At 72.3% G+C, this 21,111-nt stretch carries 18 protein-coding genes and 1 pseudogene; 11 read left to right on the top strand and 8 right to left on the bottom strand.

The features are described from left to right. Positions 1–7: 7 nt before the first annotated feature. From PD653B2_RS09540 to PD653B2_RS09530, 3 genes are read left to right on the top strand one after another with little or no spacing between them, the layout of a single operon-like run. A complete protein-coding gene (locus PD653B2_RS09540) occupies positions 8–328 on the top strand; it encodes a hypothetical protein (protein WP_085872150.1) in 321 nt (106 codons plus the stop codon). Positions 329–353: 25 nt separating this feature from the next. Further along, positions 354–1,454: an FUSC family protein gene (locus PD653B2_RS09535; RefSeq protein ID WP_085872149.1), complete on the top strand. Its 1,101-nt coding sequence runs from the start codon at positions 354–356 to the stop codon at positions 1,452–1,454. Beyond that, positions 1,451–2,527 (top strand): DNA polymerase IV, encoded by a 1,077-nt coding sequence (locus PD653B2_RS09530; protein ID WP_085872148.1) that lies wholly within the window; start codon positions 1,451–1,453, stop codon positions 2,525–2,527. The genes PD653B2_RS09535 and PD653B2_RS09530 overlap by 4 nt, the downstream gene beginning before the upstream one ends. On the opposite strand, the gene PD653B2_RS09525 is transcribed toward PD653B2_RS09530, so the two are convergent. Both PD653B2_RS09525 and PD653B2_RS09520 read right to left on the bottom strand, forming a co-directional pair. Next, positions 2,524–3,654, bottom strand: coding sequence for a glutamate--cysteine ligase (locus PD653B2_RS09525; RefSeq protein ID WP_085872147.1), 1,131 nt, complete (start codon positions 3,652–3,654; stop codon positions 2,524–2,526). The two genes, PD653B2_RS09530 and PD653B2_RS09525, sit on opposite strands and share 4 nt — an antisense overlap. 33 nt (positions 3,655–3,687) lie before the next feature. Then, positions 3,688–4,251 (bottom strand): DUF402 domain-containing protein, encoded by a 564-nt coding sequence (locus tag PD653B2_RS09520; protein ID WP_085872146.1) that lies wholly within the window; start codon positions 4,249–4,251, stop codon positions 3,688–3,690. A gap of 37 nt (positions 4,252–4,288) precedes the next feature. Here PD653B2_RS09520 and PD653B2_RS09515 point away from each other — a divergent pair, with 37 nt between their 5' ends. Beyond that, a complete protein-coding gene (locus PD653B2_RS09515; protein ID WP_085872145.1) occupies positions 4,289–5,623 on the top strand; it encodes a threonine/serine ThrE exporter family protein in 1,335 nt (444 codons plus the stop codon). A gap of 3 nt (positions 5,624–5,626) precedes the next feature. Here PD653B2_RS09515 and PD653B2_RS09510 read toward each other — a convergent pair whose 3' ends face one another. Together PD653B2_RS09510 and PD653B2_RS09505 are read right to left on the bottom strand one after the other, a co-directional pair. Then, complete coding sequence (locus tag PD653B2_RS09510) at positions 5,627–6,463, bottom strand: SDR family NAD(P)-dependent oxidoreductase (protein ID WP_085872144.1); 837 nt, start codon at positions 6,461–6,463, stop codon at positions 5,627–5,629. Beyond that, positions 6,460–7,974 (bottom strand): flavin-containing monooxygenase, encoded by a 1,515-nt coding sequence (locus PD653B2_RS09505; protein ID WP_085872143.1) that lies wholly within the window; start codon positions 7,972–7,974, stop codon positions 6,460–6,462. Before PD653B2_RS09505 ends, PD653B2_RS09510 begins: the two co-directional genes overlap by 4 nt. Before the next feature lie 49 nt (positions 7,975–8,023). Here PD653B2_RS09505 and PD653B2_RS09500 point away from each other — a divergent pair, with 49 nt between their 5' ends. Beyond that, positions 8,024–8,662, top strand: a complete 639-nt coding sequence (locus PD653B2_RS09500) for a TetR/AcrR family transcriptional regulator (protein WP_242665216.1) — start codon at positions 8,024–8,026, stop codon at positions 8,660–8,662. Here PD653B2_RS09500 and PD653B2_RS09495 read toward each other — a convergent pair. Beyond that, positions 8,646–10,076 carry a sensor histidine kinase gene (locus PD653B2_RS09495; RefSeq protein WP_085872141.1) on the bottom strand — a complete coding sequence of 477 codons (1,431 nt, stop codon included), beginning with the start codon at positions 10,074–10,076 and terminating at the stop codon, positions 8,646–8,648. The two genes, PD653B2_RS09500 and PD653B2_RS09495, sit on opposite strands and share 17 nt — an antisense overlap. Next, complete coding sequence (locus PD653B2_RS09490) at positions 10,073–10,783, bottom strand: response regulator transcription factor (protein WP_085872140.1); 711 nt, start codon at positions 10,781–10,783, stop codon at positions 10,073–10,075. Before PD653B2_RS09490 ends, PD653B2_RS09495 begins: the two co-directional genes overlap by 4 nt. Before the next feature lie 117 nt (positions 10,784–10,900). Here PD653B2_RS09490 and PD653B2_RS24600 point away from each other — a divergent pair, with 117 nt between their 5' ends. Continuing rightward, positions 10,901–11,344 (top strand): hypothetical protein, encoded by a 444-nt coding sequence (locus PD653B2_RS24600; RefSeq protein ID WP_133058979.1) that lies wholly within the window; start codon positions 10,901–10,903, stop codon positions 11,342–11,344. Positions 11,345–11,368: 24 nt separating this feature from the next. Here the strand turns inward: PD653B2_RS24600 and PD653B2_RS09480 are convergent, their stop codons facing one another. Next, positions 11,369–12,877 (bottom strand): FAD-dependent oxidoreductase, encoded by a 1,509-nt coding sequence (locus PD653B2_RS09480; RefSeq protein ID WP_085872138.1) that lies wholly within the window; start codon positions 12,875–12,877, stop codon positions 11,369–11,371. A 123-nt stretch (positions 12,878–13,000) separates the two neighbouring features. Between PD653B2_RS09480 and hrpA the strand changes: the two genes are divergently transcribed. The 3 genes from hrpA to PD653B2_RS09465 all read left to right on the top strand — a co-directional run bounded on the left by hrpA (position 13,001) and on the right by PD653B2_RS09465 (position 17,947). Continuing rightward, entirely contained in the window at positions 13,001–16,753 is a 3,753-nt protein-coding gene (hrpA, locus tag PD653B2_RS09475) for an ATP-dependent RNA helicase HrpA (protein ID WP_085872137.1), read from the top strand. 10 nt (positions 16,754–16,763) lie between these two features. Next, a complete protein-coding gene (locus PD653B2_RS09470) occupies positions 16,764–17,360 on the top strand; it encodes a hypothetical protein (RefSeq protein WP_165763403.1) in 597 nt (198 codons plus the stop codon). Between the two features lie 143 nt (positions 17,361–17,503). After that, positions 17,504–17,947: a type II toxin-antitoxin system PemK/MazF family toxin gene (locus PD653B2_RS09465; RefSeq protein ID WP_165763402.1), complete on the top strand. Its 444-nt coding sequence runs from the start codon at positions 17,504–17,506 to the stop codon at positions 17,945–17,947. A 14-nt stretch (positions 17,948–17,961) separates the two neighbouring features. Here PD653B2_RS09465 and PD653B2_RS09460 read toward each other — a convergent pair whose 3' ends face one another. After that, positions 17,962–18,741, bottom strand: coding sequence for a hypothetical protein (locus tag PD653B2_RS09460; RefSeq protein ID WP_133058978.1), 780 nt, complete (start codon positions 18,739–18,741; stop codon positions 17,962–17,964). A 146-nt stretch (positions 18,742–18,887) separates the two neighbouring features. Between PD653B2_RS09460 and PD653B2_RS09455 the strand changes: the two genes are divergently transcribed. Together PD653B2_RS09455 and PD653B2_RS09450 are read left to right on the top strand one after the other, a co-directional pair. After that, positions 18,888–20,261: an ABC transporter substrate-binding protein gene (locus PD653B2_RS09455; RefSeq protein WP_133058977.1), complete on the top strand. Its 1,374-nt coding sequence runs from the start codon at positions 18,888–18,890 to the stop codon at positions 20,259–20,261. Between the two features lie 318 nt (positions 20,262–20,579). Continuing rightward, positions 20,580–21,111 (top strand): annotated as a pseudogene (locus tag PD653B2_RS09450) (HNH endonuclease); the annotation flags it as partial.

Raw genomic sequence — 21,111 nt, 5'->3', positions numbered from 1 at the left:
AGCAGTCATGTCACGCACGCCCCTCCTGGCCGCCACCGCGGCCCTCGCCGTCGTCTGCGGTGGACTCGGCGGTGCTGCCGTCGCCGCCGGCGACGACGGTCCACCCGGCGACACGATCGTGAAGGTCGAGGGCGACCGGGCCAACGGCTTCGGGATCTACCGCTACGACGGCACCGCGCTCTTCCCGCCCACCGACTCCGAGGCGCGGGCGGAGTGCTCCGAGTACGACGCGCGCGTCGACCGGGTGCGCTGCCGGGTCGAGGTCCGCACCTGGTACCGCGACCTCGGCGATCTCCAGCAGGCGCTGGAGTGGGCCCACAAGCAGTAGGCGCCGCCATGACAGGATCGCGGCCATGGAGGCCGGACCGCTCGACCGGATGTGGGACCAGGGTCGCGTATCGGCCCGTTCGCGTGTCAAGCGCTGGGAGTCCAAGCGTTGGCAGATCGGGCAGTGCGCGCTCGCGGCGGGCGTGGCGTGGCTGCTGGCGCACGACCTGCTCGGTCACGCCACCCCGTTCTTCGCGCCGGTGGCGGCGGTCGTGGCGCTCGGCACGTCCTACGGTCAGCGGCTGCGCCGGGTCGCCGAGATCACCGTCGGCGTGGCGGTCGGTGTCTTCCTCGCCGACCTGCTGGTCGCCTGGCTCGGGTCGGGCTGGTGGCAGATCTCCCTGATCGTGGCGCTGGCGATGTCGGCGGCGCTGCTCGTCGACGGCAGCGCCCTGCTGGTCACCCAGGCTGCCGTCCAGTCGATCGTCGTGGCCACGCTGCTCCCGGACCCCGGGGCCGCCTTCACCCGCTGGACGGACGCGGTGATCGGCGGAGCGGTGGCACTGGTCGCGGCGACGGCGGTGCCAGCGGCGCCCTTGCGCCGACCACGCGAGCAGGCGGCGGTCGTCATGCACAAGATCGCGACGCTGCTGCGTGCGGCCGGGGCGGTGATGGACGACGGCGAGGTGGAGCGCGCGCTCGACCTGCTGGCCGACGCCCGGTCGACCGACTACCTGATCCGCGAGCTCCAGGACGCGGCCAACGAGGGGCTCTCCGTCGTCGCGTCCTCGCCGTTCCGGGTGCGCCACCGCGACGACCTGCGCAAGATGTCGGAGCTCGTCGACCCCCTCGACCGGGCCCTGCGGAGCACCCGCGTGCTGGTCCGGCAGACCGCGGTCGCGGCCTACCACCGGCGGCCGATCCCGAAGTCCTACTCGGTGCTCGCGCTCGAGCTCGCCGACGCCGCCGACCTGGCGGCCGCCGAGCTCGGGGCAGACCGGATGGCGGTGGCCGCCCGGGCGCCGCTGCTGATCATCGGCGAGGCCACCGGCCGGGTCGAGCGCACCGACGTCCTCGCGGCCGAGGCGGTGCTGGCGCAGCTGCGCTCGGTCGTCGTCGACCTGCTGATGGTGACCGGGCTCGACCAGGCTCAGTCCACGGACGCGCTGCCACCCCCGCCACGATGACCGCAGGCCAGCGCTGGGTGCTGCACGTCGACCTCGACCAGTTCATCGCGGCGGTCGAGGTGCTCCGGCGGCCCGAGCTGGCCGGCCTCCCGGTGGTCGTGGGCGGCCGCGGTGACCCGACCGAGCGTGGTGTGGTGGCGACCGCGTCGTACGAAGCACGCGCCTTCGGCGTCGGGTCGGGGATGCCGCTGCGCGTCGCCGCGCGCACGTGCCCCGACGCGGTGTTCCTGCCGGTCGACAAGGACGCGTACGACGCCGCATCGGCGGGGGTGATGGACACCCTGCGCGGCCTGGAGTGGGGCGGCGTGCCGGTGGTGCTCCAGGTGATGGGCTGGGACGAGGCGTTCCTCGCGGCCGGTGAGGGACACGACGAGCTCGGCGATCCGGGGGAGTTCGCGGAGCACGTCCGTGCCGAGGTGCTCGCCGCCACCCGGCTGCACTGCTCGGTCGGCATCGGCGACAACAAGCTGCGCGCCAAGATCGCCACCGACTTCGGCAAGCCGGGCGGGGTGTGGCAGCTGACGGCCGACAACTGGTTCGAGGTGATGGGGGAGCGGCCGACCACCGCACTCTGGGGTGTCGGCAGCAGGACGGCGAAGAAGCTGGCGGCGCTGGGCATCGACACCGTCGCCAAGCTCGCCGCGTCGGACGCCCGGGTGCTGGCGGCCGAGATCGGTCCGACCATGGGTCCGTGGTTCCACCGGCTGGGGCGCGGCGTCGACACCAGCCCGGTCGACGCGACGCCCTGGGTGCCGCGAGCGCACGGTCGCGAGGAGACCTACCAGGAGGACCTCGACGACTGGGACCGGATCGCGGCGGAGGTCCGCGCGCTGACAGGGCGGGTCCTGGCCGACATCGACGCCGAGGGGCGGCCGGCGGCGCGGGTCGGGATCAAGGTGCGGTTCACCCCGTTCTCCACGGTCACCCGCAGCCTCACCCTGCCCGAGCCCAGCAACGACCCCGACGTGCTCGCCGATGCGGCCGTCTCGCTGCTCGACCGGGTCGAGCACGACCGCCCGGTCCGGCTGCTCGGCGTCCGGCTCGAGATGACCGAGCCGGAGGGCGGCTACTAGCCCAGCCCCGCGCGCAGCTCGCGCACCACGGAGTCGACGACCGCGACCAGGTCACCTCCGGTGCGCGCGGCCACCGCGCGCTGACGCTGGTAGGACGCACCGCGGCTCGGGATGTCGGCGACCAGGGCCAGCTCGTCGGCGCACCCGAGCCGGTCGGCCACCGGGACCAACCGCTCGAGCAGGTCGGCGAGGTCGTCGGTGACGAGCCGCTCGTTGGACTCGGCGTCGAGGATCACGATCGCGTCCAGGCCGTAGCGAGCGGCCCGCCACTTGTTCTCCTGGACGTGCCACGGGGGCATGGTCGGGAGCGTCTCGCCCGCGGCCAGTCGGGTGTCGAGGTCGACGACCAGGCAGTGCATCAGCGCGACCAGCGCGGCCATGTCGGTGAAGTCGGAGACGCCGTCGCAGATCCGGTTCTCGAGCGTGCCGAGCCGCGGGGCCGGCCGGACGTCCCAGCGGATCTCGTTGAGCTCGTCGATCACCCCGGTCTTGAGCTGGTCGTGGGTGAACGCCTCGAACTCCGACCACGTCTCGAACTGGAACGGCAGCCCCGCGGTCGGCAGCTGCTGGAACATCAGGGCCCGGTTGGAGGCGTAGCCGGTGTCGATGCCGGCCCAGATCGGCGAGGACGCCGACAGGGCCTGCAGGTGCGGGTAGTAGTTGAGCAGTGCCGAGAGCACCGGCATCACCCGGTCGCGCTCCGGCAGTCCGACGTGGACGTGCACGCCCCAGATCAGCATCTGCCGACCCCACCACTGGGTGCGGTTGATCAGCTCCTCGTAGCGGTGGCCCTCGGTGAGCTGCTGGGCGCTCCACGACGCGAACGGGTGCGTGCCGCCGCCGTAGAGGTCGATCCCGAGCTCGTCACCGGCCGGGACCACCGCCGCGAGGGTGCGGCGCAGCTCGGCCATCGCCTCGCCGACGGTGTGGCAGACGGGGGTGACGATCTCGACGGTGTTGCGCAGCAGCTCCTGGTGCAGCCGGCTCGGGTCCTCGAGGCGGGGCTTGGCCCGGGCGAAGAGGTGCGCGGCGTCGTTGCGCAGGTCGCGCGTGCGCCGGTCGACCAGGGCGAACTCCCACTCGACGCCCAGCGTCGGCTCGGGGGACCCATGGAAGTCGATGCGCACTGCCCCAGCGTTCCACAGAGCGCCTGGCGCAGGTCAGGGGCGGGGCAGCTCGCCCGTCCGGGCGAGCCACGCCGCGGCGCTCCCGTCGTACGGCGCCCGGCCGGCCGCCACGTCGGCGTGCACCCGGTCGCAGGACGCCATCGCGGCCCGCGCGAGGTCCTCCGGGTAGCCGAGGCTGACCCGGTGCTCGGCGAACTCGTCCTCGTCGTCCACCCACACCCGGCCGCCCCGTCCGGACCGGTCAGCGCCGCGGATCACGTCGAGGTCGAGGTCGACCGCGCGCAGGAGGTGCCCGTCCCAGACCGCGGGCGTGGTGATGTCGACGTAGACGTCGCACCAGATGCCCGGCCGGTGGAACGTCGCGACGTGCGCGGCGAGCTGCTCGCCGGACGGCGGCACCAGGGACACGGAGTCGACCTCGGAGACGAACTGCGCGCCAGGCCGGGCGTTGAGGGTGCCGGCCGGGGCGCCGATCCAGGCGCCGTGCTCGTCGCTGCCGAGGTAGACGCCGTCGAGCTCCCAGTGCGGGCGATCTCCCCACTTCGTCATCATGATCCGGACTGCGGCGCCGGGGTCCGGCGGGAGGTCGGGGGGCACGTGCGTTGTCTACCACCCGGCTGCCACGATGGCGGCCATGTCGGAGGCACGCGAGCTCAACCTGACCCTGGACCTCTGTCTCCGGGTGGGCGAGCTGCTCCTGTCGTCCGGAGCCGGCGCGGCCGACGTCACTGCCACCATGCAGACGGTCGCCTGGTCGCTGGGCGTGCGCTACCCCGAGGTCGACGTCACCTTCACGTCCCTGTCGATGAGCTACCAGCCCGACCCCGAGGAGCCGGCGTACACACTGATCCGCCAGGTCAAGCAGCGCGACATCGACTACGAGGACCTGACCCTGGTCGACCACCTCGTCCGCGACATCGTGGCCGGGACCGTCGAGCTCAAGGAGGCGCGCACCCGGCTGGCCCGGATCGTCTCGTCGGGACACATCACCCCGCGCTGGGCGGTGTCCCTGGGCTGGGGCGTCATGTGCGCCGGCGTCGGGCTCCAGCTCGGCGGTGACGTCGCGGTCATCGCGATCGCCTTCGTGGCCGCGGTCTGCATCGACCGGATGCAGTTCGAGATGGGCCGGCGACGGCTCCCGTTCTTCTACCGCCAGGTCGCGGGCGGCGGGGTCGCGACGATCATCGCGGTGCTCGCCGCGGCCGTGTCCGACGAGCTCGACCCGTCACTGGTCGTCACCGCGAACATCATCATGCTGCTCGCCGGGATCGGCTTCATGGGCGCGCTCCAGGACGCGCTGTCGGGCTTCTACGTGACCGCCGGCGCGCGGCTGACCGAGGCGCTGCTCTCGACGGCCGGGATCATCGCCGGCGTCAGCGGCGGCCTGACCCTGGCCGAGGTCGTCGGCGTCGACGTCGGCCGCCTCGACCCAGGTGCCTCCGACCTGATCCAGGTCTCGGTGGCCTCGCTCGGCGGCGCGATCGCCGCGGCGGGCTTCGCGTTCTCGTCGTACGCGCCACGCCGGACCCTGCTGCCGATCGGCCTGGTCGCGGGGGTGGCGATGGCGATCGCCCAGTCGGGTGACCTGGGTGGCTTCGGCCGCACCTGGCCCACGGCGGTCGCGGCGTTCTTCGTCGGCCTGGTCAGCTACACCGTCGCCGGCCGGATGCGGGTGCCCCCGCTGGTGGTCGTCGTGTCCGCGGTCGTCCCGATGCTGCCGGGTCTGTCGATCTACCGCGGCCTCAGCCTGCTCGCCGAGGGCGGCGCCGCGACCTCGGAAGGGCTGCTGGCCCTGATCACCGCGGCCTCGGTCGCCATCGCCCTGTCGTCCGGGGTGATCCTCGGTGAGTACGTCGCCCAGCCGCTCAAGCGCGAGGCGCACCGGCTGGAGAGCCGGCTGGCCGGGCCACGCCTGGTCGGGCCGCTGCGGACCCGCCCGGCGCGGCGCAGCCGCAAGCCACCGGTGTAGGAGTCAGACGATCTTCGTCGGTGCGATCTTCTTGGCGCGGTCGGCGAAGACGTCCTGGTAGCGCGAGCCCAGCAGCTTGGCCAGGTGGTGCACCGCGTGCGCGTCGATGCCGACGAGCACCCGAGCCTTGTCGTTCTCCACGCCCTTGAGGATGATCTCCGCGGCCTTGCCGGGGCTCATCCGGGCGAGCTTCGTGTCGAAGAACTTGGCGCTCTCCGCGCCGTCCTCCCGGGCGGAGTAGCGGGCGTTGCGGGCGATCGCCGTCTTGATGCCGCCGGGGTGCACGACGGTCACGCCGACCGGGTGGCCCGCGACCAGCATCTCCTCGCGCACCGCCTCGGAGAGGCCGCGCACGGCGTACTTCGCCGCGTTGTACAGGCTCTGCCCGGGCATGGACACCAGGCCGAAGAGCGAGGAGATGTTCACGAGGTGCCCGTCGCCCGAGGCGATCAGGTGCGGCAGGAACTCCTTGGTGCCGTGCACGACGCCCCAGAAGTTGATGCCCATGATCCAGTCCATGTCGGCGTACTCGAGGTCCTCGAGGTCGCCAGCGAGTGCGACACCGGCGTTGTTGACCACCAGGTCGACCCGGCCGAACTGCTCGGCCACCGCGGCGGCGTACGCCGTGAACGCGGCGCGGTCGGACACGTCGAGGTGGTCGCTGCGCACCTCGCGGGCGCCGGCGGCCTTCACGAGGTCGACGGTCTCGGCCAGTCCGGCGTCGTCGACGTCGGAGATCGCCAGCAGGGCGCCCCGGCCGGCGAGGTTCAGGGCGAGCGCGCGGCCGATGCCGGAGCCGGCCCCGGTGATCACGGCGAGCTTGTCGTCGAACGTCTTCATGCGGATACGGCCTTCCGGTTGCTGGGCGTGGTCTCGTAGGCGTCGGGGTCGAAGGCGGCGAGCTGACGGCGGAACGTGATCGTCGACTTCGGCCAGAGCGTGGTGTTGCGGCCGTGCTCGTCGAGGTACCAGCTCTGGCAGCCACCGGTCGTCCACACGGTGCGCTTCATCCGGCGCTGGAGGTCGTCGTTCCACGTCCGGGTGGCGTCGCGGCGGGGCTCGACCGCGGCGTACCCCCGGGACCGCATGGTGCGGATCGCATCGCGGAGGTAGGCCACCTGGGACTCGATGATGAAGACCATGCTGGTGTGGCCCTGGCCGGTGTTGGGCCCGACGATGAAGAAGAGGTTGGGGAAGCCCGGCACGGTGGTGCCCTTGTAGGCCGCCATCCCGGAGTCGCGCCAGGTGTCGGCGAGGGTGTGCCCGCCGAGCCCGGTGATCTGCTCGGCGATGGGCAGCTCGGTCGTGTAGAAGCCGGTGGCCACCACCAGCACGTCGATCCGCCGCTCGACCCCGTCGGCGGTGACGATCGCGTCGCCGGTCACCTTCGCGATCGGGTCGGTCACGAGCTCGGTGTTGTCGGCCGCGAGCGCGGGGTAGTAGGTGTTGGACCGCAGCACCCGCTTGCAGCCGAACTCGAAGTGCGGCGTCACCTTCGCGCGCAGCTCGGGGTCCTTGATGCCCTTCGCGATGTTGGCGGCCGCGGCCTTCTTGGCGGGCGCGGCGATCCTCGGTTCGATGGTGAACGCCGGCACGTAGCCCTCGTGGGCCCAGTAGATGCCGGTCCGGTAGAGCTTGCGCAGCGCCGGCACCCGCCGGAGCACGCGCCGCTCGAGGGCGCCGTACGTGCGGTCGTTGCGCGGGATCACCCACGGGGCGGTGCGCTGGTAGACGTCGAGGTGGCCCCCCGTGGACTCCAGGGCCTGCTGGAGCTCCGGCACGATCTGGATCGCCGAGGCGCCGGTGCCGATCACAGCGACCCGCTTGCCGGAGAGGTCCACGCCGTGGTCCCAGTCCGCGGAGTGGAAGAGCTGGCCCTGGAACGTCTCGATGCCGTCGATCGCGGGCAGCTTCGGCTCGGAGAGGGCGCCGGCGCCGACGACCAGGGTCGTCGAGGTCACGGTGCGCTCGCCCTCGGGGCCCACCAGGCGGGTGCGCCACTGCTGTGCGGCGTCGTCCCACGCGCCATGCTCGAAGCGGGTGTCGAACACGAACCGGTCGAGCGTGCCCGAACGCTCGGCGACGCGCTGGATGTAGGCCTGGATCTCCGGCTGGGGGGAGTAGGAGCTGCTCCAGTCGGGGTTGGTCGCGAAGGAGTACGAGTAGAGCTGGCTCGGCACGTCGCACGCCGCGCCGGGATAGGTGTTGTCGCGCCAGGTGCCGCCGACGTCGGACGCCTTCTCGACCACCAGGAAGTCGGTCTCGCCGTCCTCCTGGAGCTTGATCGCCGCGCACAGGCCGGCGAAGCCGGCGCCGATGATCAGGTGCTCGACGTGTGTGCTGGTGCTCATGGCCCGACGGTACTGGCGCTATTGAAAAAGTGTCAATAGAGTGGGGTCCGTGACACCGACCTCATCGACCGGGCCCGCGACCGCGCCGCGGACCCGCCTGACGCCGGACCAGCGCCGCTCGCAGCTGCTCGACCTCGGGGTCCGCCTGCTCGCGACCCGGTCGCTCGACGAGCTGTCGATCGACCTGCTGGCCGAGGAGGCGGGCATCTCCCGGGGTCTTCTCTATCACTACTTCGGCAACAAGCACGCGTTCCACGAGGCCGTCGTGCGCCGGGCCGCGGACGACCTGATCGCCCAGACCACGCCGCCGACCGAGGGTGAGCCGATGGTCCGGCTGCTGACGTCGATCACGGCGTACGTCGACTACGTGATCGCCAACCACGAGGGCTACGTGTCGCTGGTCAAGGCCGCCGCGGGCGGCAACGAGAGCCTGCGGGCGATCTACGAGGAGGCGCGCGACGCGCTCAACAGCCGGGCCTTCCGCGAGGATGCCTCGTCTGCTTCGGGGGAGGGCCAGATCCTCCAGGACACCCCGGCCACCCGGCTGGTGGTCCGCGGCTGGTCGGCGATGACCGAGGAGCTGGTGCTCTCCTGGATCGACGACCCCAGTGGGATGACCCGCGAGGAGCTCATCGAGATCGTGACCGCCTCGCTGCCGGCGATCGTGGGGGTCATCCCGGGAGAGTGACGTCGACCGTCGTGTCACCGGGCCGTGAGGTGAGCGTGACGGAGCCGTGGTGCGACTTCACGATCGCCTGCACCAGGGAGAGGCCCAGGCCGACCCCAGCCACGCTGCCGCGGGTGCGCGCCGTGTCTCCGCGGGCGAACCGTTCGAAGGCGTGGTCGACCAGGTCGGGCGGGAAGCCCGGGCCGTCGTCGTGCACCGAGAAACCGTCGCGGCGGACGGTGACCGTCACCGTCGTGCCGGCCGGCGTGTAGCGCTGGGCGTTGGTCAGCAGGTTGGTGACGACCTGGTGCAGGCGCAGCTCGTCGCCCGGCACCTCGTAGGCCGAGTCGACGGCGTCGTCGGGCACGTCGAGGCGCCAGCGGTGGTCGGGGGAGAGCACCCGGGCGTCGGACACGGCCTCGAGCAGCAGGCGGGTCAGGTCGACGGGCTTGCGCTCCAGCGGGCGGCCCGAGTCGAGCCGGGCCAGCAGGAGCAGGTCCTCCACCAGCGAGGTCATCCGGCCGGACTCCTCCCTGACCTTGTCGAGCGCGGTGCTGATGGTCGCGGTGTCGTCGGGCCGTCGGCGGGCCAGCTCGGTGTAGCCGGCGATCGTGGCGAGGGGGGAGCGCAGCTCGTGGGAGGCGTCGGCGACGAACTGGCGCACCTGCTGCTCGCTGCGGTGCCGCGCGTCCAGGGACGCCTCGACGTGGGCGAGCAGCGAGTTGAGCGCGGAGCCCACCCGGCCGACCTCGGTCCGTTCGTCGGTGAGGTGGTCGGGCACCCGCTCGGTGAGGTCGATGTCGCCCTCGGCGAGCGGGAGCTCGGCGACCGTGTGGGCGGTCGCGGCCACCTCACGCAGGGGCCGCAGCTGGCGCCGTACGACGACCAGCGCGGCGCCGCCGGCGAGGAGGACGGCGAGGAGGGTCAGCAGCAGCTCCAGCCAGAGCAGGTTCGAGACCGTGTCGTCGACCTCGCGCTGGGGTTGTCCGACCACGATCGTCCCGCCGGGGACCGCCTTGCTGGCCGCGGCCCGGTAGGACCCGAGCCCGGGAATCTCGACGCTGTGGGCGCGCCCGTCGGCCGGGACGTCGATGAGCGAGGCCGCTGCTGTGGCACGGAGGGGCTGGCGGGCCGGAGCGTCGTCGTCCTCGCTGCTCAGGATCGTGCCGGTCGCGTCGCCGTCGTCGGGGATGCCCACGACGACGGTCCCCACCTCGGAGCCCAGCCCCAGCCCGGGTCCGGGCCCCCGCATTGCGGAGCCGACGGTGCGGCTCAGGCTCTCCTGCACCTGGTGGTCGAGCTGGTTCACGAGGTAGTTGCGCATCACGACGGTCGTTGCGGCCCCGATCAGCGCCGACACGAGCAGCACCAGCAGCACCGTCGTCAGGACCAGCCTCGACGTCAGCGACGCGAACCGGTCGCGAAGCCTGGTCACGAGGGCGGCTTCAGCACGTAGCCGGCGCCGCGCATCGTGTGGATCATCGGCTCACGGCCGGCGTCGATCTTCTTGCGCAGGTAGGAGATGTAGAGCTCGACGACGTTGGCCTGGCCGCCGAAGTCGTAGTTCCAGACCCGGTCCAGGATCTGTGCCTTGCTCAGGACCCGGCGTGGGTTGCGCATCAGGAAGCGGAGCAGCTCGAACTCGGTCGCGGTCAGGCTGATCTCCTCGCCGCCGCGGAACACCTCGTGGCTGTCCTCGTTCAGCTCGAGGTCTCCGACGACCAGTACCGAGGACGTCGCCACCTGGTGTGCGCCGGACCTCCGCATCAGCCCGCGCAGGCGGGCGACCAGCTCCTCGAGCGAGAACGGCTTGGTCACGTAGTCGTCGCCGCCCGCGGTGAGGCCGGCGACCCGGTCCTCGACCGAGTCGCGGGCGGTGAGGAAGACGACCGGTACGTCGGGCTCGGTGGCCCGCACCCGCCGGAGCACCTCCATGCCGTCGAAGTCGGGCAGCATCATGTCGAGCACGATCGCGTCGGGCTTGACGTCCTTCGCTGCGGCCACCGCTTTGGTGCCGCTGTGGGCGACGCTCACCTCCCAGCCCTCGTAGCGCAGCGCCATCGAGATCAGCTCGGCGATGTTCACCTCGTCGTCGACGACGAGCACGCGCAGCGGGGTTCCGTCAGGCCGGGTCAGCTCCATGCCGCTCACTCTCGCGAGGCTATCTGTGACCTTCCTGTGAATGGTCTGTGGTGATCTCACGACTCGCTCAAGGCTGACGCACAGGGTCCGCACAGCAGCGGCTACGACGGTCACCTCATGACTGAAGACAACGACACATCTGCAGCACAGCCCACCGCACCGATCGCCGCCGTCTCGGCCGCCTCTCCGACCACTCCTCTGGCCGCTCCGCCCACCGGCCCGCCCACGGGCCCGCCGACAGACGGGCCGGTCGAGCAGTCCCGGAGCCGCCTGCGGGACCGCTCCTTCGCCGCCCGGACGGTGGCGGCCGTGATCGTGGTGGCGCTCCTGGTCGGCGGCGGCATCGGCGCCGCGATCGGTGTCGTCGCCAGCAGCGACGGACCCCCCGACGGTCCGGGCCAGGCCGGCCTGGGTCGTCTGCCGGGTGGGCCGGGCGGTCCGGGCGGTCCGGGCGGTCCGGGTGCGCCGGGGCCGGCGGTCAACCAGGCGCCGGAGGGCCAGCTCCCGCCTGCACCAGGTCCCCGGCAGCACGACGGCTCCCAGGACGAGTCGCAGAGCTGACCTGACGGGGGTGCCGCTCGGGTCTCACATGTCGCGCACAGCCAGCGACGCGAAGACCATCGCCGAGCCGAGCGGTGCACCCGGGCCGGGGTACACCCCTCCGAAGACGGACGCCGCGGAGTTGCTCGCGGCGTACAGCCCCGGGATGTGGGTGCCGTCCTGGCGGAGCACCCGGCCGCGCTCGTCGGTGACGAGACCGCCCTTGGTGCCGAGGTCGGAGAGCACGAAGCGGGCGGCGTAGAACGGCGCCTCGGTGCACGGGGTGAGCGCCTGGTTGGGGCCGGTGCCGCCGGCGAAGAACGTGTCGTACTCGTCGTCGCCGCGGCCGAAGTCCTCGTCGACGCCGGTCGCGCAGAAACCGTTGAACCGGGCGACGGTCGCGGCCAGCGAGTCGGCCGGTACGCCGATCTTCTCGGCCAGCCCCTCGATGGTGTCCGCCTGCACCCAGGTGCCGGCGGCGAGGTGCTCGGCCGGGTCGCCCTCGGGCATCGCGATCGCCGGGAGCCGGCCGCCCTCGCGGGAGTCGAAGACGAACCACGACGGGATCCGCTCGGGCGCCTGGGCCATCTCACGGCCGAAGCGGTCGTAGGGCAGCGCCTCGTTGGCGTACCGCTCGCCGTGCGCGTCGACCATCAGGCCGGAGCGGAAGCCCAGGGTGAACGACCCACCGCCGTCGACCTGCTCGAGGCCGGGGCAGAACCACCCGACGCCGCGGTAGTCGGTCGCGGCGCCGATCGCCTTGCCCGCCTCGATCGGCTCGCCGGTGTTGGTGCCGGCCGGCGCCATCGTCCAGGCGACGTCGCCGGGTACGCCGTGCTCGGCGCGCAGCGCGGCGTTGCCCTCGAAGCCGCCGGCCGCGACCAGCACGCCGCGGCGGGCGCGGATCTCCACCGGGCCCTCGGGAGTCATCGCGGCCACGCCGACGACCCGGTCGCCGTCGAGCACGAGGCCGGTGACCGGCAGCTCGGTGAGCACGGTGCCGCCCTCGCGGAGGAACCCGTCGAGCAGCCGGGCGATGAGCGACTGGCCGCCGCTGAGCGTGTTGCGGCCACCCTCGCCGGCACGGTCGCGCTCGACGGGGGGACGCACCAGGCTGCCGACCCGCTCGGGGAGGTCGGCGCGCTTCACGTTGGTCGGCTGGATCGAGCGGCCGAAGGACACGCGGCCCGGGGCGGCGTAGTACTCGGGGAACGGCAGCCACTCGAAGTCGAGAGCCGGGTCGGCCTCCAGCTCGGCGACCAGCTCGGGGGCGTGCGTCAGGAACGCCTCGACCTTGACCGGGTCGGGGTCGACCAGGATCGCGCCGAGGTACTCCCGCGCCGACTCGGTCGAGTCGGCGATGCCCGCGCGCTGTTGCACCTGGCTGCCGGGCAGCCAGCAGGCGCCACCGGAGTACGCCGAGGTGCCGCCGAGCAGGGAGGTCTTCTCGACCACGACCGTCGACAGCCCGGCCCCGGCCGCGAGGAACGCGCCCGTCATGGCCCCGCCTCCGGAGCCCACCACCACGACGTCGTACTCCCGCGCTTCGGTCACGCCGCGATCCTAGAACACGTTCTACCTCCGACCACCGTGGGCCGGTTCGTTGGTCGAGTAGCGAGCGCCGGCGAGCGTATCGAGACCGCGTTCTTTCAACAGCCAGGGCAGAATGGTGCGGTCATGACCGAGCTCCAGATCACGTACCCCCCGGAGCTGCCGGTCACCCAGCGCCGCGAGGACATCGCGGCCGCCATCCGCGACCACCAGGTCGTGATCGTCGCGGGGGAGACCGGCTCCGGCAAGACGACCCAACTGCCGAAGATCTGCCTCGAGCTCGGCCGCGGGCGGCGGACGAAGAACGGCGGCGGCCTGATCGGTCACACCCAGCCACGCCGGATCGCGGCCCGGTCGGTGGCCGAGCGGATCGCCAGCGAGCTGGGGACCGAGCTCGGCGACCTGGTCGGCTACCAGGTCCGCTTCACCGACCGGACGTCGAGGGTCAGCCGGGTCAAGCTGATGACCGACGGCATCCTGCTCGCCGAGCTGCAGCGCGACCGGATGCTCAAGAAGTACGACACGATCATCATCGACGAGGCCCACGAGCGCAGTCTCAACATCGACTTCCTGCTCGGCTACCTCAAGCGGCTGCTGCCGAAGCGGCCCGACCTCAAGCTGATCATCACGTCCGCGACCATCGACGTGGACCGGTTCTCGAAGCACTTCGACGCGCCGATCATCGAGGTCTCCGGCCGCACCTACCCGGTCGAGATCCGCTACCGGCCGCTGATGGCGATCGACGAGGAGGACGACGAGGGCGAGGTCGTCGTCCGCGACCAGACCGAAGCGATCGTCGACGCGGTCAAGGAGCTGTCGGCCGAGGGGCCGGGCGACATCCTGGTGTTCCTGCCCGGCGAGCGGGAGATCCGCGACACCGCCGACGCGCTGAGCGACCTGCCCCGCACCGAGATCGTTCCCCTCTACTCCCGGCTCTCGGCCGCCGAGCAGCACCGGGTGTTCTCCTCCCACGGCGCCTCCGTACGCCGGGTCGTGCTCGCGACGAACGTCGCCGAGACCTCGCTGACCGTGCCGGGGATCCGGTACGTCGTCGACACCGGCGTCGCCCGGATCAGCCGCTACTCGGTGCGCACGAAGGTGCAGCGGCTGCCGATCGAGCCGATCAGCCAGGCATCGGCCAACCAGCGCTCGGGCCGCTGCGGCCGCGTCGAGGCGGGCATCGCCGTACGCCTCTACTCCGAGGAGGACTTCGAGGGCCGCCCGGAGTTCACCGACCCGGAGATCCTGCGCACCAACCTGGCCAGCGTCATCCTCCAGATGACCAGCCTGGGCCTGGGCGACGTCGCGCGGTTCCCGTTCGTCGAGCCGCCCGACAAGCGCAACGTCTCGGCGGGCGTGCAGCTGCTCGAGGAGCTCGGCGCGCTGTCGGTCGGGGACGCGCGACTCACCAAGGTCGGGCGCCGGCTTGCGCGACTGCCGATCGACCCGCGGCTGGGCCGGATGATCCTCGAGGCGGAGCGGCTCGGCTGCGTGCGCGAGGTGATCGTGATCGCGGCCGCGCTGTCGCTCCAGGACCCGCGCGAGCGCCCGGCCGACCACCAGGCGCAGGCCGACCAGCAGCACGCCCGCTTCAAGGCCGAGGGGAGCGACTTCCTCACCTGGCTCAACCTCTGGCGCTACGTCAAGGAGCAGCAGCAGGAGCTCAGCAGCAGCGCCTTCCGCCGGATGTGCAAGCGGGAGTTCCTCAACTACCTGCGGGTGCGCGAGTGGCAGGACTTCGAGTCGCAGCTGCGCCAGGTCGCGAAGGAGATGGACATCCAGGTCGGGCAGCCCGCCGACAGCCCGGATGCGGACGGCATCCACCAGGCGCTCCTCTCCGGGCTGCTGTCCCACATCGGGGTGCTCGAGGAGCGCGAGAAGGAGCGCAGCGGCGGCCGGCGGCCGATGCGCGAGTACCTCGGTGCCCGCGGGGCCAAGTTCGCGATCTTCCCCGGCAGCGGGCTGGCCCGGAAGCAGCCGGCGTACCTGATGGCCGGCGAGCTCGTCGAGACCAGTCGCCTGTGGGCGCGGCAGAACGCCGCGATCAAGCCCGAGTGGGCCGAGCAGCTCGCGGGGGACCTCGCCAAGCGCACCTACTCCGAGCCGCACTGGTCGAAGAAGCGCGCGGCCGTGCTGGCCTACGAGCGCGTCACGTTGTACGGCGTGCCGCTGGTGACCGACCGGCTGGTCTCCTACGGCCCGGTCGACCGGGCGCTGTCGCGCGAGCTCTTCATCCGGCACGCGCTGGTCTACGGGGAGTGGCACACGCGGCACCGCTTCATGGAGACCAACCGCCGGCTGCTCGAGGAGGCCGAGGAGCTCGAGCACCGGGCCCGCCGCCGCGGCATCGTCGTCGACGAGCACACGCTCTTCGACTTCTACGACGCGCGGGTCGGGCCCGACGTCGTCGGGGGCGCGCACTTCGACCAGTGGTGGAAGCAGGAGCGCCGGCAGCGGCCCGACCTGCTGACCTTCGACCCCTCGATGCTCACCCACGACGCCGCCGACGCGATCAGCGAGGCCGACTACCCGGAGCAGTGGGCGGCCGAAGGCCTGACCTTCCCGATCAGCTACCACTTCGAGCCCGGCACCGCCGACGACGGGCTGATCATCGACGTCCCGGTCGCAACGCTCAACCGGGTCGAGGCCGACGACTTCTCGTGGAACGTCCCCGGGCTGCGCGAGGAGCTGGTGACCAGCCTGATCCGCAGCCTGCCCAAGAGCCTGCGGGTCAACTTCGTGCCGGCGCCCAACAAGGCGCGCGAGTTCCTGGCCGCGGTGCCGGCGGGGGAGGAGCCGCTCCTCGACGCCCTCGAGCGCTGGTGCCGCTCGACCACCGGGGTGGTCGTCCCGCGCGAGGCGTGGGACTGGACCAAGGTGCCCGAGCACCTGCGCCCGATCTTCCGCGTCGTCGACGAGTCCGGGGCCGAGCAGGCCCGCGGCAAGGACCTCGAGGCGCTCAAGGAGCCGCTGCGGCCGAAGTTCGCGCAGGCGATGGCCGAGGTCGCCACCGAGAGCGGACTGGCGCGCACCGGCGCGACGTCGTGGGTCTTCGGCACCATCGAGCCGTCGTTCACCCAGCGCCGGGCCGGCCACGAGGTGCAGGCCTTCCCGGCCCTGGTCGACGAGGGCACCACGGTCGGGCTGCAGGTCTTCGGGTCGCCTGCCGAGCAGGAGGCCCGGCACCGGCTCGGCGTACGGCGCCTGCTGCTGCTCGAGCTCGCCTCGCCGGTCAAGAAGATCCTCGACAGTCTCACCAACGTCGAGAAGCTCGGGTTGGCCGGATCGCCGTACCCGACCGTCGCGGAGCTGCTCGACGACGTGCGCGCCGCCGTCGTGCAGGCCGTCGTCGATGCCCGCCCGGTGGTGCGCGACCAGGCGTCGTACGACGCGATCAAGGCGGCGGCCGCCCGCGACCACGAGGCGCACGTGCGCGCCACCATGGCCGACGTGATGCGGGTGCTCGACGGCTGGCGCAGGGCCGAGAAGGCGCTCAGCGGCCGCGCCGACATGGCGCTGCTCCCGGCACTCACCGACATGCGCGCCCAGCTCGAGCGACTGGTGCACCGCGGCTTCATCGGCGAGGCCGGAGCCACCCAGCTGCGGCGCTACCCGACCTACCTCACCGCGCTCGAGCAGCGCCGCGAGAAGCTGCCCGGCCAGGTCAGCCGCGACCGCCAGCTGATGGACCAGATCGCCGAGCTCCAGCAGGCCTACCTGCACCAGCTCGACGCCCTCCCGGAGGGCCGTCCGCCGGGTGCGCATCTGCGTGAGGTGCGCTGGATGCTGGAGGAGTACCGCGTCTCGCTGTGGGCCCAGCAGCTCGGCACCGCCTACCCGGTCAGCGACAGCCGCATCCGACGTAGCCTCGCCCCGTAATGTGCAGAGCGTGAGCGACCGACCCCATCACCGACCGGTGACCCCCGGCGGCAACTTCTTCGAGTCGCTGGTGGGCGGCACCGACCCGGCGCTCGTCAGCGAGGCCGCCGACCGGGCCGCGATGCTGCTGGTGCGGGGCGCGCGCACGACCGGGGACGCCGAGGTCGCCGAGAGGCTGCTCCACCTCGCCGACACCGAGGGCATCGAGACGATCGCCGAGGTCTGGTCGGGCTCGCCGGCCGACTCGCTGGCCGGCTGCCTGTGGCGGCTCTACCTCCTGCGCTCCTGGGTATACGCCGACCCGGCGGGTGTCGCCCGCGAGTTCGAGGCCGGCCAGCGCAGCGCCCAGGTCGCCCGGGTCGTGGCCGGTGTCGCCGAGCCGCCGGGGCCCGAGCAGCTCAAGGCGATGGTCGACCAGGTGCTGCGCGGCATCGCCGGCAGCGACTTCGCCGACGTACTGCTCAGGGCGGCCGCGTTCGCTCGCGTGGTGGCGACCGGACGGGCTTCGCTCAGCGACCCGACCAACGCCGAGGTGCAGCGGATGCTGGTGCTCTCCGAGCAGCTCGAGGCGGCGGGCCACGCCGAGCTCGATCACGGCTTGGCCTGAACCATCCGGCCGTTAGACTGTTCCGTGGAGTACGTCGGGCCGTGGCAGCCCCGGGTCCCAAAGTAAGCCGCTTCGAGCGGCCACGCGCCGTGAGGCGCTCCCGGTCCGGCGTACTCCATCTCCCAGGTCTCTAGGCTCGACCCATGCGATCTCCCGCCCGCACGCTGCGCCGGCTCTTCGGCCGCCGGACCGTCACGACCTCGCCGATCGTCTCCTACGCCCCCCGCGCCGACGGCCGCCCCGACCCGGGCGAGGTCGTCTGGGGCTGGGTCCCGTTCGAGGACGACCCGAGCCGGGGCAAGGACCGGCCGGTGCTCCTGGTCGGCCAGCGCGGCGGACAGTGGCTCGGCCTGATGCTCACCAGCAAGGACCACGACCGCGACGCCGCCGACGAGGCTCGGTGGGGCCGGCACTGGATGGATGTCGGCACCGGTGGCTGGGACCGGCAGGGGCGCCCGAGCGAGGTCCGGCTGGACCGGCTGATCACGCTCGCGACCGACGCCGTACGACGGGAAGGGGCGGCGCTCGACCGCCGTACCTTCGACCGGGTGGTCGCCGAGGCCCGCGCGTTCCACACCCTCGGCTGAGGCCGAGGCCCTGGTCAGAAGGTGCGTGAGATCCGGCGCACCGCGACCCGCGCGGGGTCCCAGCCGTCGGGGTAGGCGTCGGGTCCGGCGGTGATCTCGACCACGGTCAGGTAGCTGCCGGTGCGCAGGATGCCGAGGCCGGCGGACCGCATCTCGCCCCGGGCCTTGCGGCCGTACGCCGCGAGGTAGCTGTCGCCGGTCCCCGCGTGCACGCGCACCGGCTGGAGCGGGCCGACCACGGCACGCGGGAAGTCGAGACGCTGCTCGCAGTCGTCGCGCCACGCGGCGAGCACCCCATGAGCCCGCCAGGCCGAACGCGAGTCGGGGAAGACGGCGACCACCTGGGTGGCCGTGATCCCGTGGGGGCCGGTGAACGTGCGCCGGACCGACGACATCGCACCGATCGTGCTGAGCGCCGTCTTCTGGCAGGCGCCGACGGCCTCCGCGGCGGACGGGTCCTCGGGCGAGGTGGACGCGACGGTCCAGGGGCCGTCTCCGACCGCGGGCATCCGGTCGGCTGCGAGGAGGTGGGCGTCGACCGACTGCGTCCGTGGCCGGGGTCCGAGCACGCCGGTCTTGCGGCCGTGCGGCCTGCGCGGGGGAGTCGTCGCGGGCGGCGGGTCGCTCGGCGACGGTGACGTGGCCGGCGTACCGGTGGCGCCGGGGCTGGTGGCGGCCGGGGCGTCAGGCCGGGCCGGTGCCGCGCCGGGCTCGTCGTCCGTCGCGCAGCCGGCGAGCAGCACGGTGGTGGCGAGGGTCAGGGCGAGCAGAGACGGCATCCGGACCCGAGGCACCCGTTCATCGTAGGGACGCAGCGGACCGAGAGCGGGCAGCGACATGCTGTCCGGACGGGTGGTCTTGGACAGTCGATAGGGTGGCCCGAGCCCGGGCTCGCCTCGGGCGTCGTGGTGGTGGCTGATGTGTGCGAGGAGTGTGCAGGGTGAGGGCGAGTCGGATCGTGGTGGGTGCCGTGACGGTGCTGTCCGTCGCCCTGGCCGGTGCCGGGTGTACCGGCGGGTCGGACGACCCGACCCCGCCCCCGACGACCACGAGTGCCGCCGCCCCGCGCAGCGGCGATCTGACCTTCGGTGTCTACGGCCCCCAGGAGCAGCTGGCGTCGTTCCGGGCGACCGCTGACATCTGGAACGCCGGCGACCACGACGGCGAGGTCACGATGAAGACGTGGCCCGACCACGCTTCGATGCGCGCGGCGCTGGAGAGCGGCACCGACGTGCCCGACGTCTTCCTCGTCTCCCGCGGCGACCTCACCTGGCTGCAGGCCGAGGGCTACACGCAGCCGGTCGACGAGCTCCTCGACGAGCGCGGCGTCGACTTCGGTGACGACTACTCCCGCGACGCGCTGCAGGCCTTCAGCGCCGACGACCGGCTCCAGTGCATGCCGTACGGCGTCTCGCCGATGGTCATCTACTACAACAAGGAGCTGGTCGACTTCGACCGGATGCGCAAGCGCGGGCTCGACACTCCCGACGACGACGCCACCAGCTGGAGCTTCGACCAGTTCACCGCCGCCGCCGAGTTCGCCTCGCGACCCCGCCGCGGCACCAAGGGCGTGCACATCGCGCCCACCCTGCCGGGGCTCTCGCCGTTCATCGAGTCGGGCGGCGGCTCGGTCTTCGACGACACCGCCGACCCGAAGTCGCTCAGCCTCTCCAGTGACGACTCGAAGGCCGCGCTCGAGCGCACCCTCGAGCTGCTCCGCAAGCCGCAGGTCACGCTCGACGAGCAGCAGCTCGCCGACGCCGGCCCGATGAGGTGGTTCGAGCGGGGCAAGCTCGGCATGATCGCCGGCTACCGCTCGCTGGTGCCGCAGCTGCGGCTCGTTCCGGGCCTCGCCTTCGACGTGATGCCGATGCCGGTGCTCGACTCCGCCTCGACCGTCGGCGACGTCACCGGCCTGTGCCTGTCGGCCGATGCCGCGAACACCCCCGCCGCCGCCGACTTCATGGTCCACGAGCTGTCCGCCGAGTCCGTCGCCCGCGTGTCCCGCACCGGCTATCTCGCGCCCGCGAACCTCGAGGTCGCGCTCTCCGACGACTTCCTCCAGCCGGGCCGGCAGCCCGAGCACTCGGGCTTCTTCAACACCAGCGTCCGCTCGATGACCCTGTGGCCCGGCATCGACACCCTCCCGGAGCTCGAGGCCGCCGTCCAACCCGATCTCGAGCAACTCGTCTACGGCGTCGGCGTCCTCGACCTCGACGGCGTGACCGCCCATATCGACGAGACCTCCCGCCCGATCCTCGACCCCGACTACGTGTCGGAGTCACCCACCCCGTCGGAGTCCCCCGACGAGTGACCCCGGTGGTTGAGGAGGGCGCGCAGCGCCTGGCTCGCCGGTGGTTGAGGAAGGACGAAGTCCTGTCTCGAAACCCCCGCAGCCGACCCGCCCACCTGTCTTCGGGCTTGCGGGCCGCTGCTAGGGATTTACAGAGTGATGTGGTCACCGTCCGCTTCGGTTGGGGCGGCGATTTCCAGCGGTTGTTTGGATTGCGGGTCCGCTCGGGTCGACCGTCGTGGTCACCGTTCCAAGATTTTACTTTCGAAACGCTCAGGACCCTGTGGAGAACAGGGTTTTCGGGGTCTGACTGTCGGTGGCGGGTGCTTGGCTGGTCGTATGGCAGCCACCACCGAATCCGACACCGCGACCGCGGTGCTGGCTGCTGTCCGCGAAGACAAGTCCGCCGCCGACGCGGCCGAGGTGCGGATGTTCCAGGCGGCCGTGGACTGGGCCGCGATGCACTCGGTCGACTCGATCGGACCGGCCGCGGTGTGGGAGGGCGAGCTCCCCATCGCGGGCGACGGCGCACCCCTGGTCGCGGAGTTCTGTGTCGCCGAGTTCGCCCTCGCGATCGACAAGTCCACCGACGCCGGGCGTGCGTACCTGGGTGAGGCCGTCGAGGTCAGGTACCGCCTCCCCCGACTCTGGGCCCACGTGGTCGCCGGGCGGGTACCGGTGTGGAAGGCCCGCCAGATCGCCAAAGCCACCCTGTCGCTGCCCATGGCCGGGGCACTGTTCGTGGACACCCACGTCGCACCCACCGCCGCGAAACTCTCCCACGCCCAGCTCGAACGCGTCGTGGAGGAAGCCCGGGTGCGGTTCGACCCCATCGAAGCCGAGGCCCGCAGGCTGCTCGCCGCGGACGGCC

The sequence above is a fragment of the Nocardioides sp. PD653-B2 genome (genome assembly GCF_002117935.1).
Taxonomy (GTDB): domain Bacteria; phylum Actinomycetota; class Actinomycetes; order Propionibacteriales; family Nocardioidaceae; genus Nocardioides.
This window is presented reverse-complemented; position numbering and strand designations above follow the sequence as displayed.

Coding starts and splice junctions, on each gene's coding strand:
- PD653B2_RS09540 (WP_085872150.1), top strand. CDS start 8: ATGTCACGCACGCCCCTCCTGGCCGCCACCGCGGCCCTCGCCGTCGTC.
- PD653B2_RS09535 (WP_085872149.1), top strand. CDS start 354: ATGGAGGCCGGACCGCTCGACCGGATGTGGGACCAGGGTCGCGTATCG.
- PD653B2_RS09530 (WP_085872148.1), top strand. CDS start 1,451: ATGACCGCAGGCCAGCGCTGGGTGCTGCACGTCGACCTCGACCAGTTC.
- PD653B2_RS09515 (WP_085872145.1), top strand. CDS start 4,289: ATGTCGGAGGCACGCGAGCTCAACCTGACCCTGGACCTCTGTCTCCGG.
- PD653B2_RS09510 (WP_085872144.1), bottom strand. CDS start 6,463: ATGAAGACGTTCGACGACAAGCTCGCCGTGATCACCGGGGCCGGCTCC.
- PD653B2_RS09505 (WP_085872143.1), bottom strand. CDS start 7,974: ATGAGCACCAGCACACACGTCGAGCACCTGATCATCGGCGCCGGCTTC.
- PD653B2_RS09490 (WP_085872140.1), bottom strand. CDS start 10,783: ATGGAGCTGACCCGGCCTGACGGAACCCCGCTGCGCGTGCTCGTCGTC.
- PD653B2_RS24600 (WP_133058979.1), top strand. CDS start 10,901: ATGACTGAAGACAACGACACATCTGCAGCACAGCCCACCGCACCGATC.
- hrpA (WP_085872137.1), top strand. CDS start 13,001: ATGACCGAGCTCCAGATCACGTACCCCCCGGAGCTGCCGGTCACCCAG.
- PD653B2_RS09465 (WP_165763402.1), top strand. CDS start 17,504: ATGCGATCTCCCGCCCGCACGCTGCGCCGGCTCTTCGGCCGCCGGACC.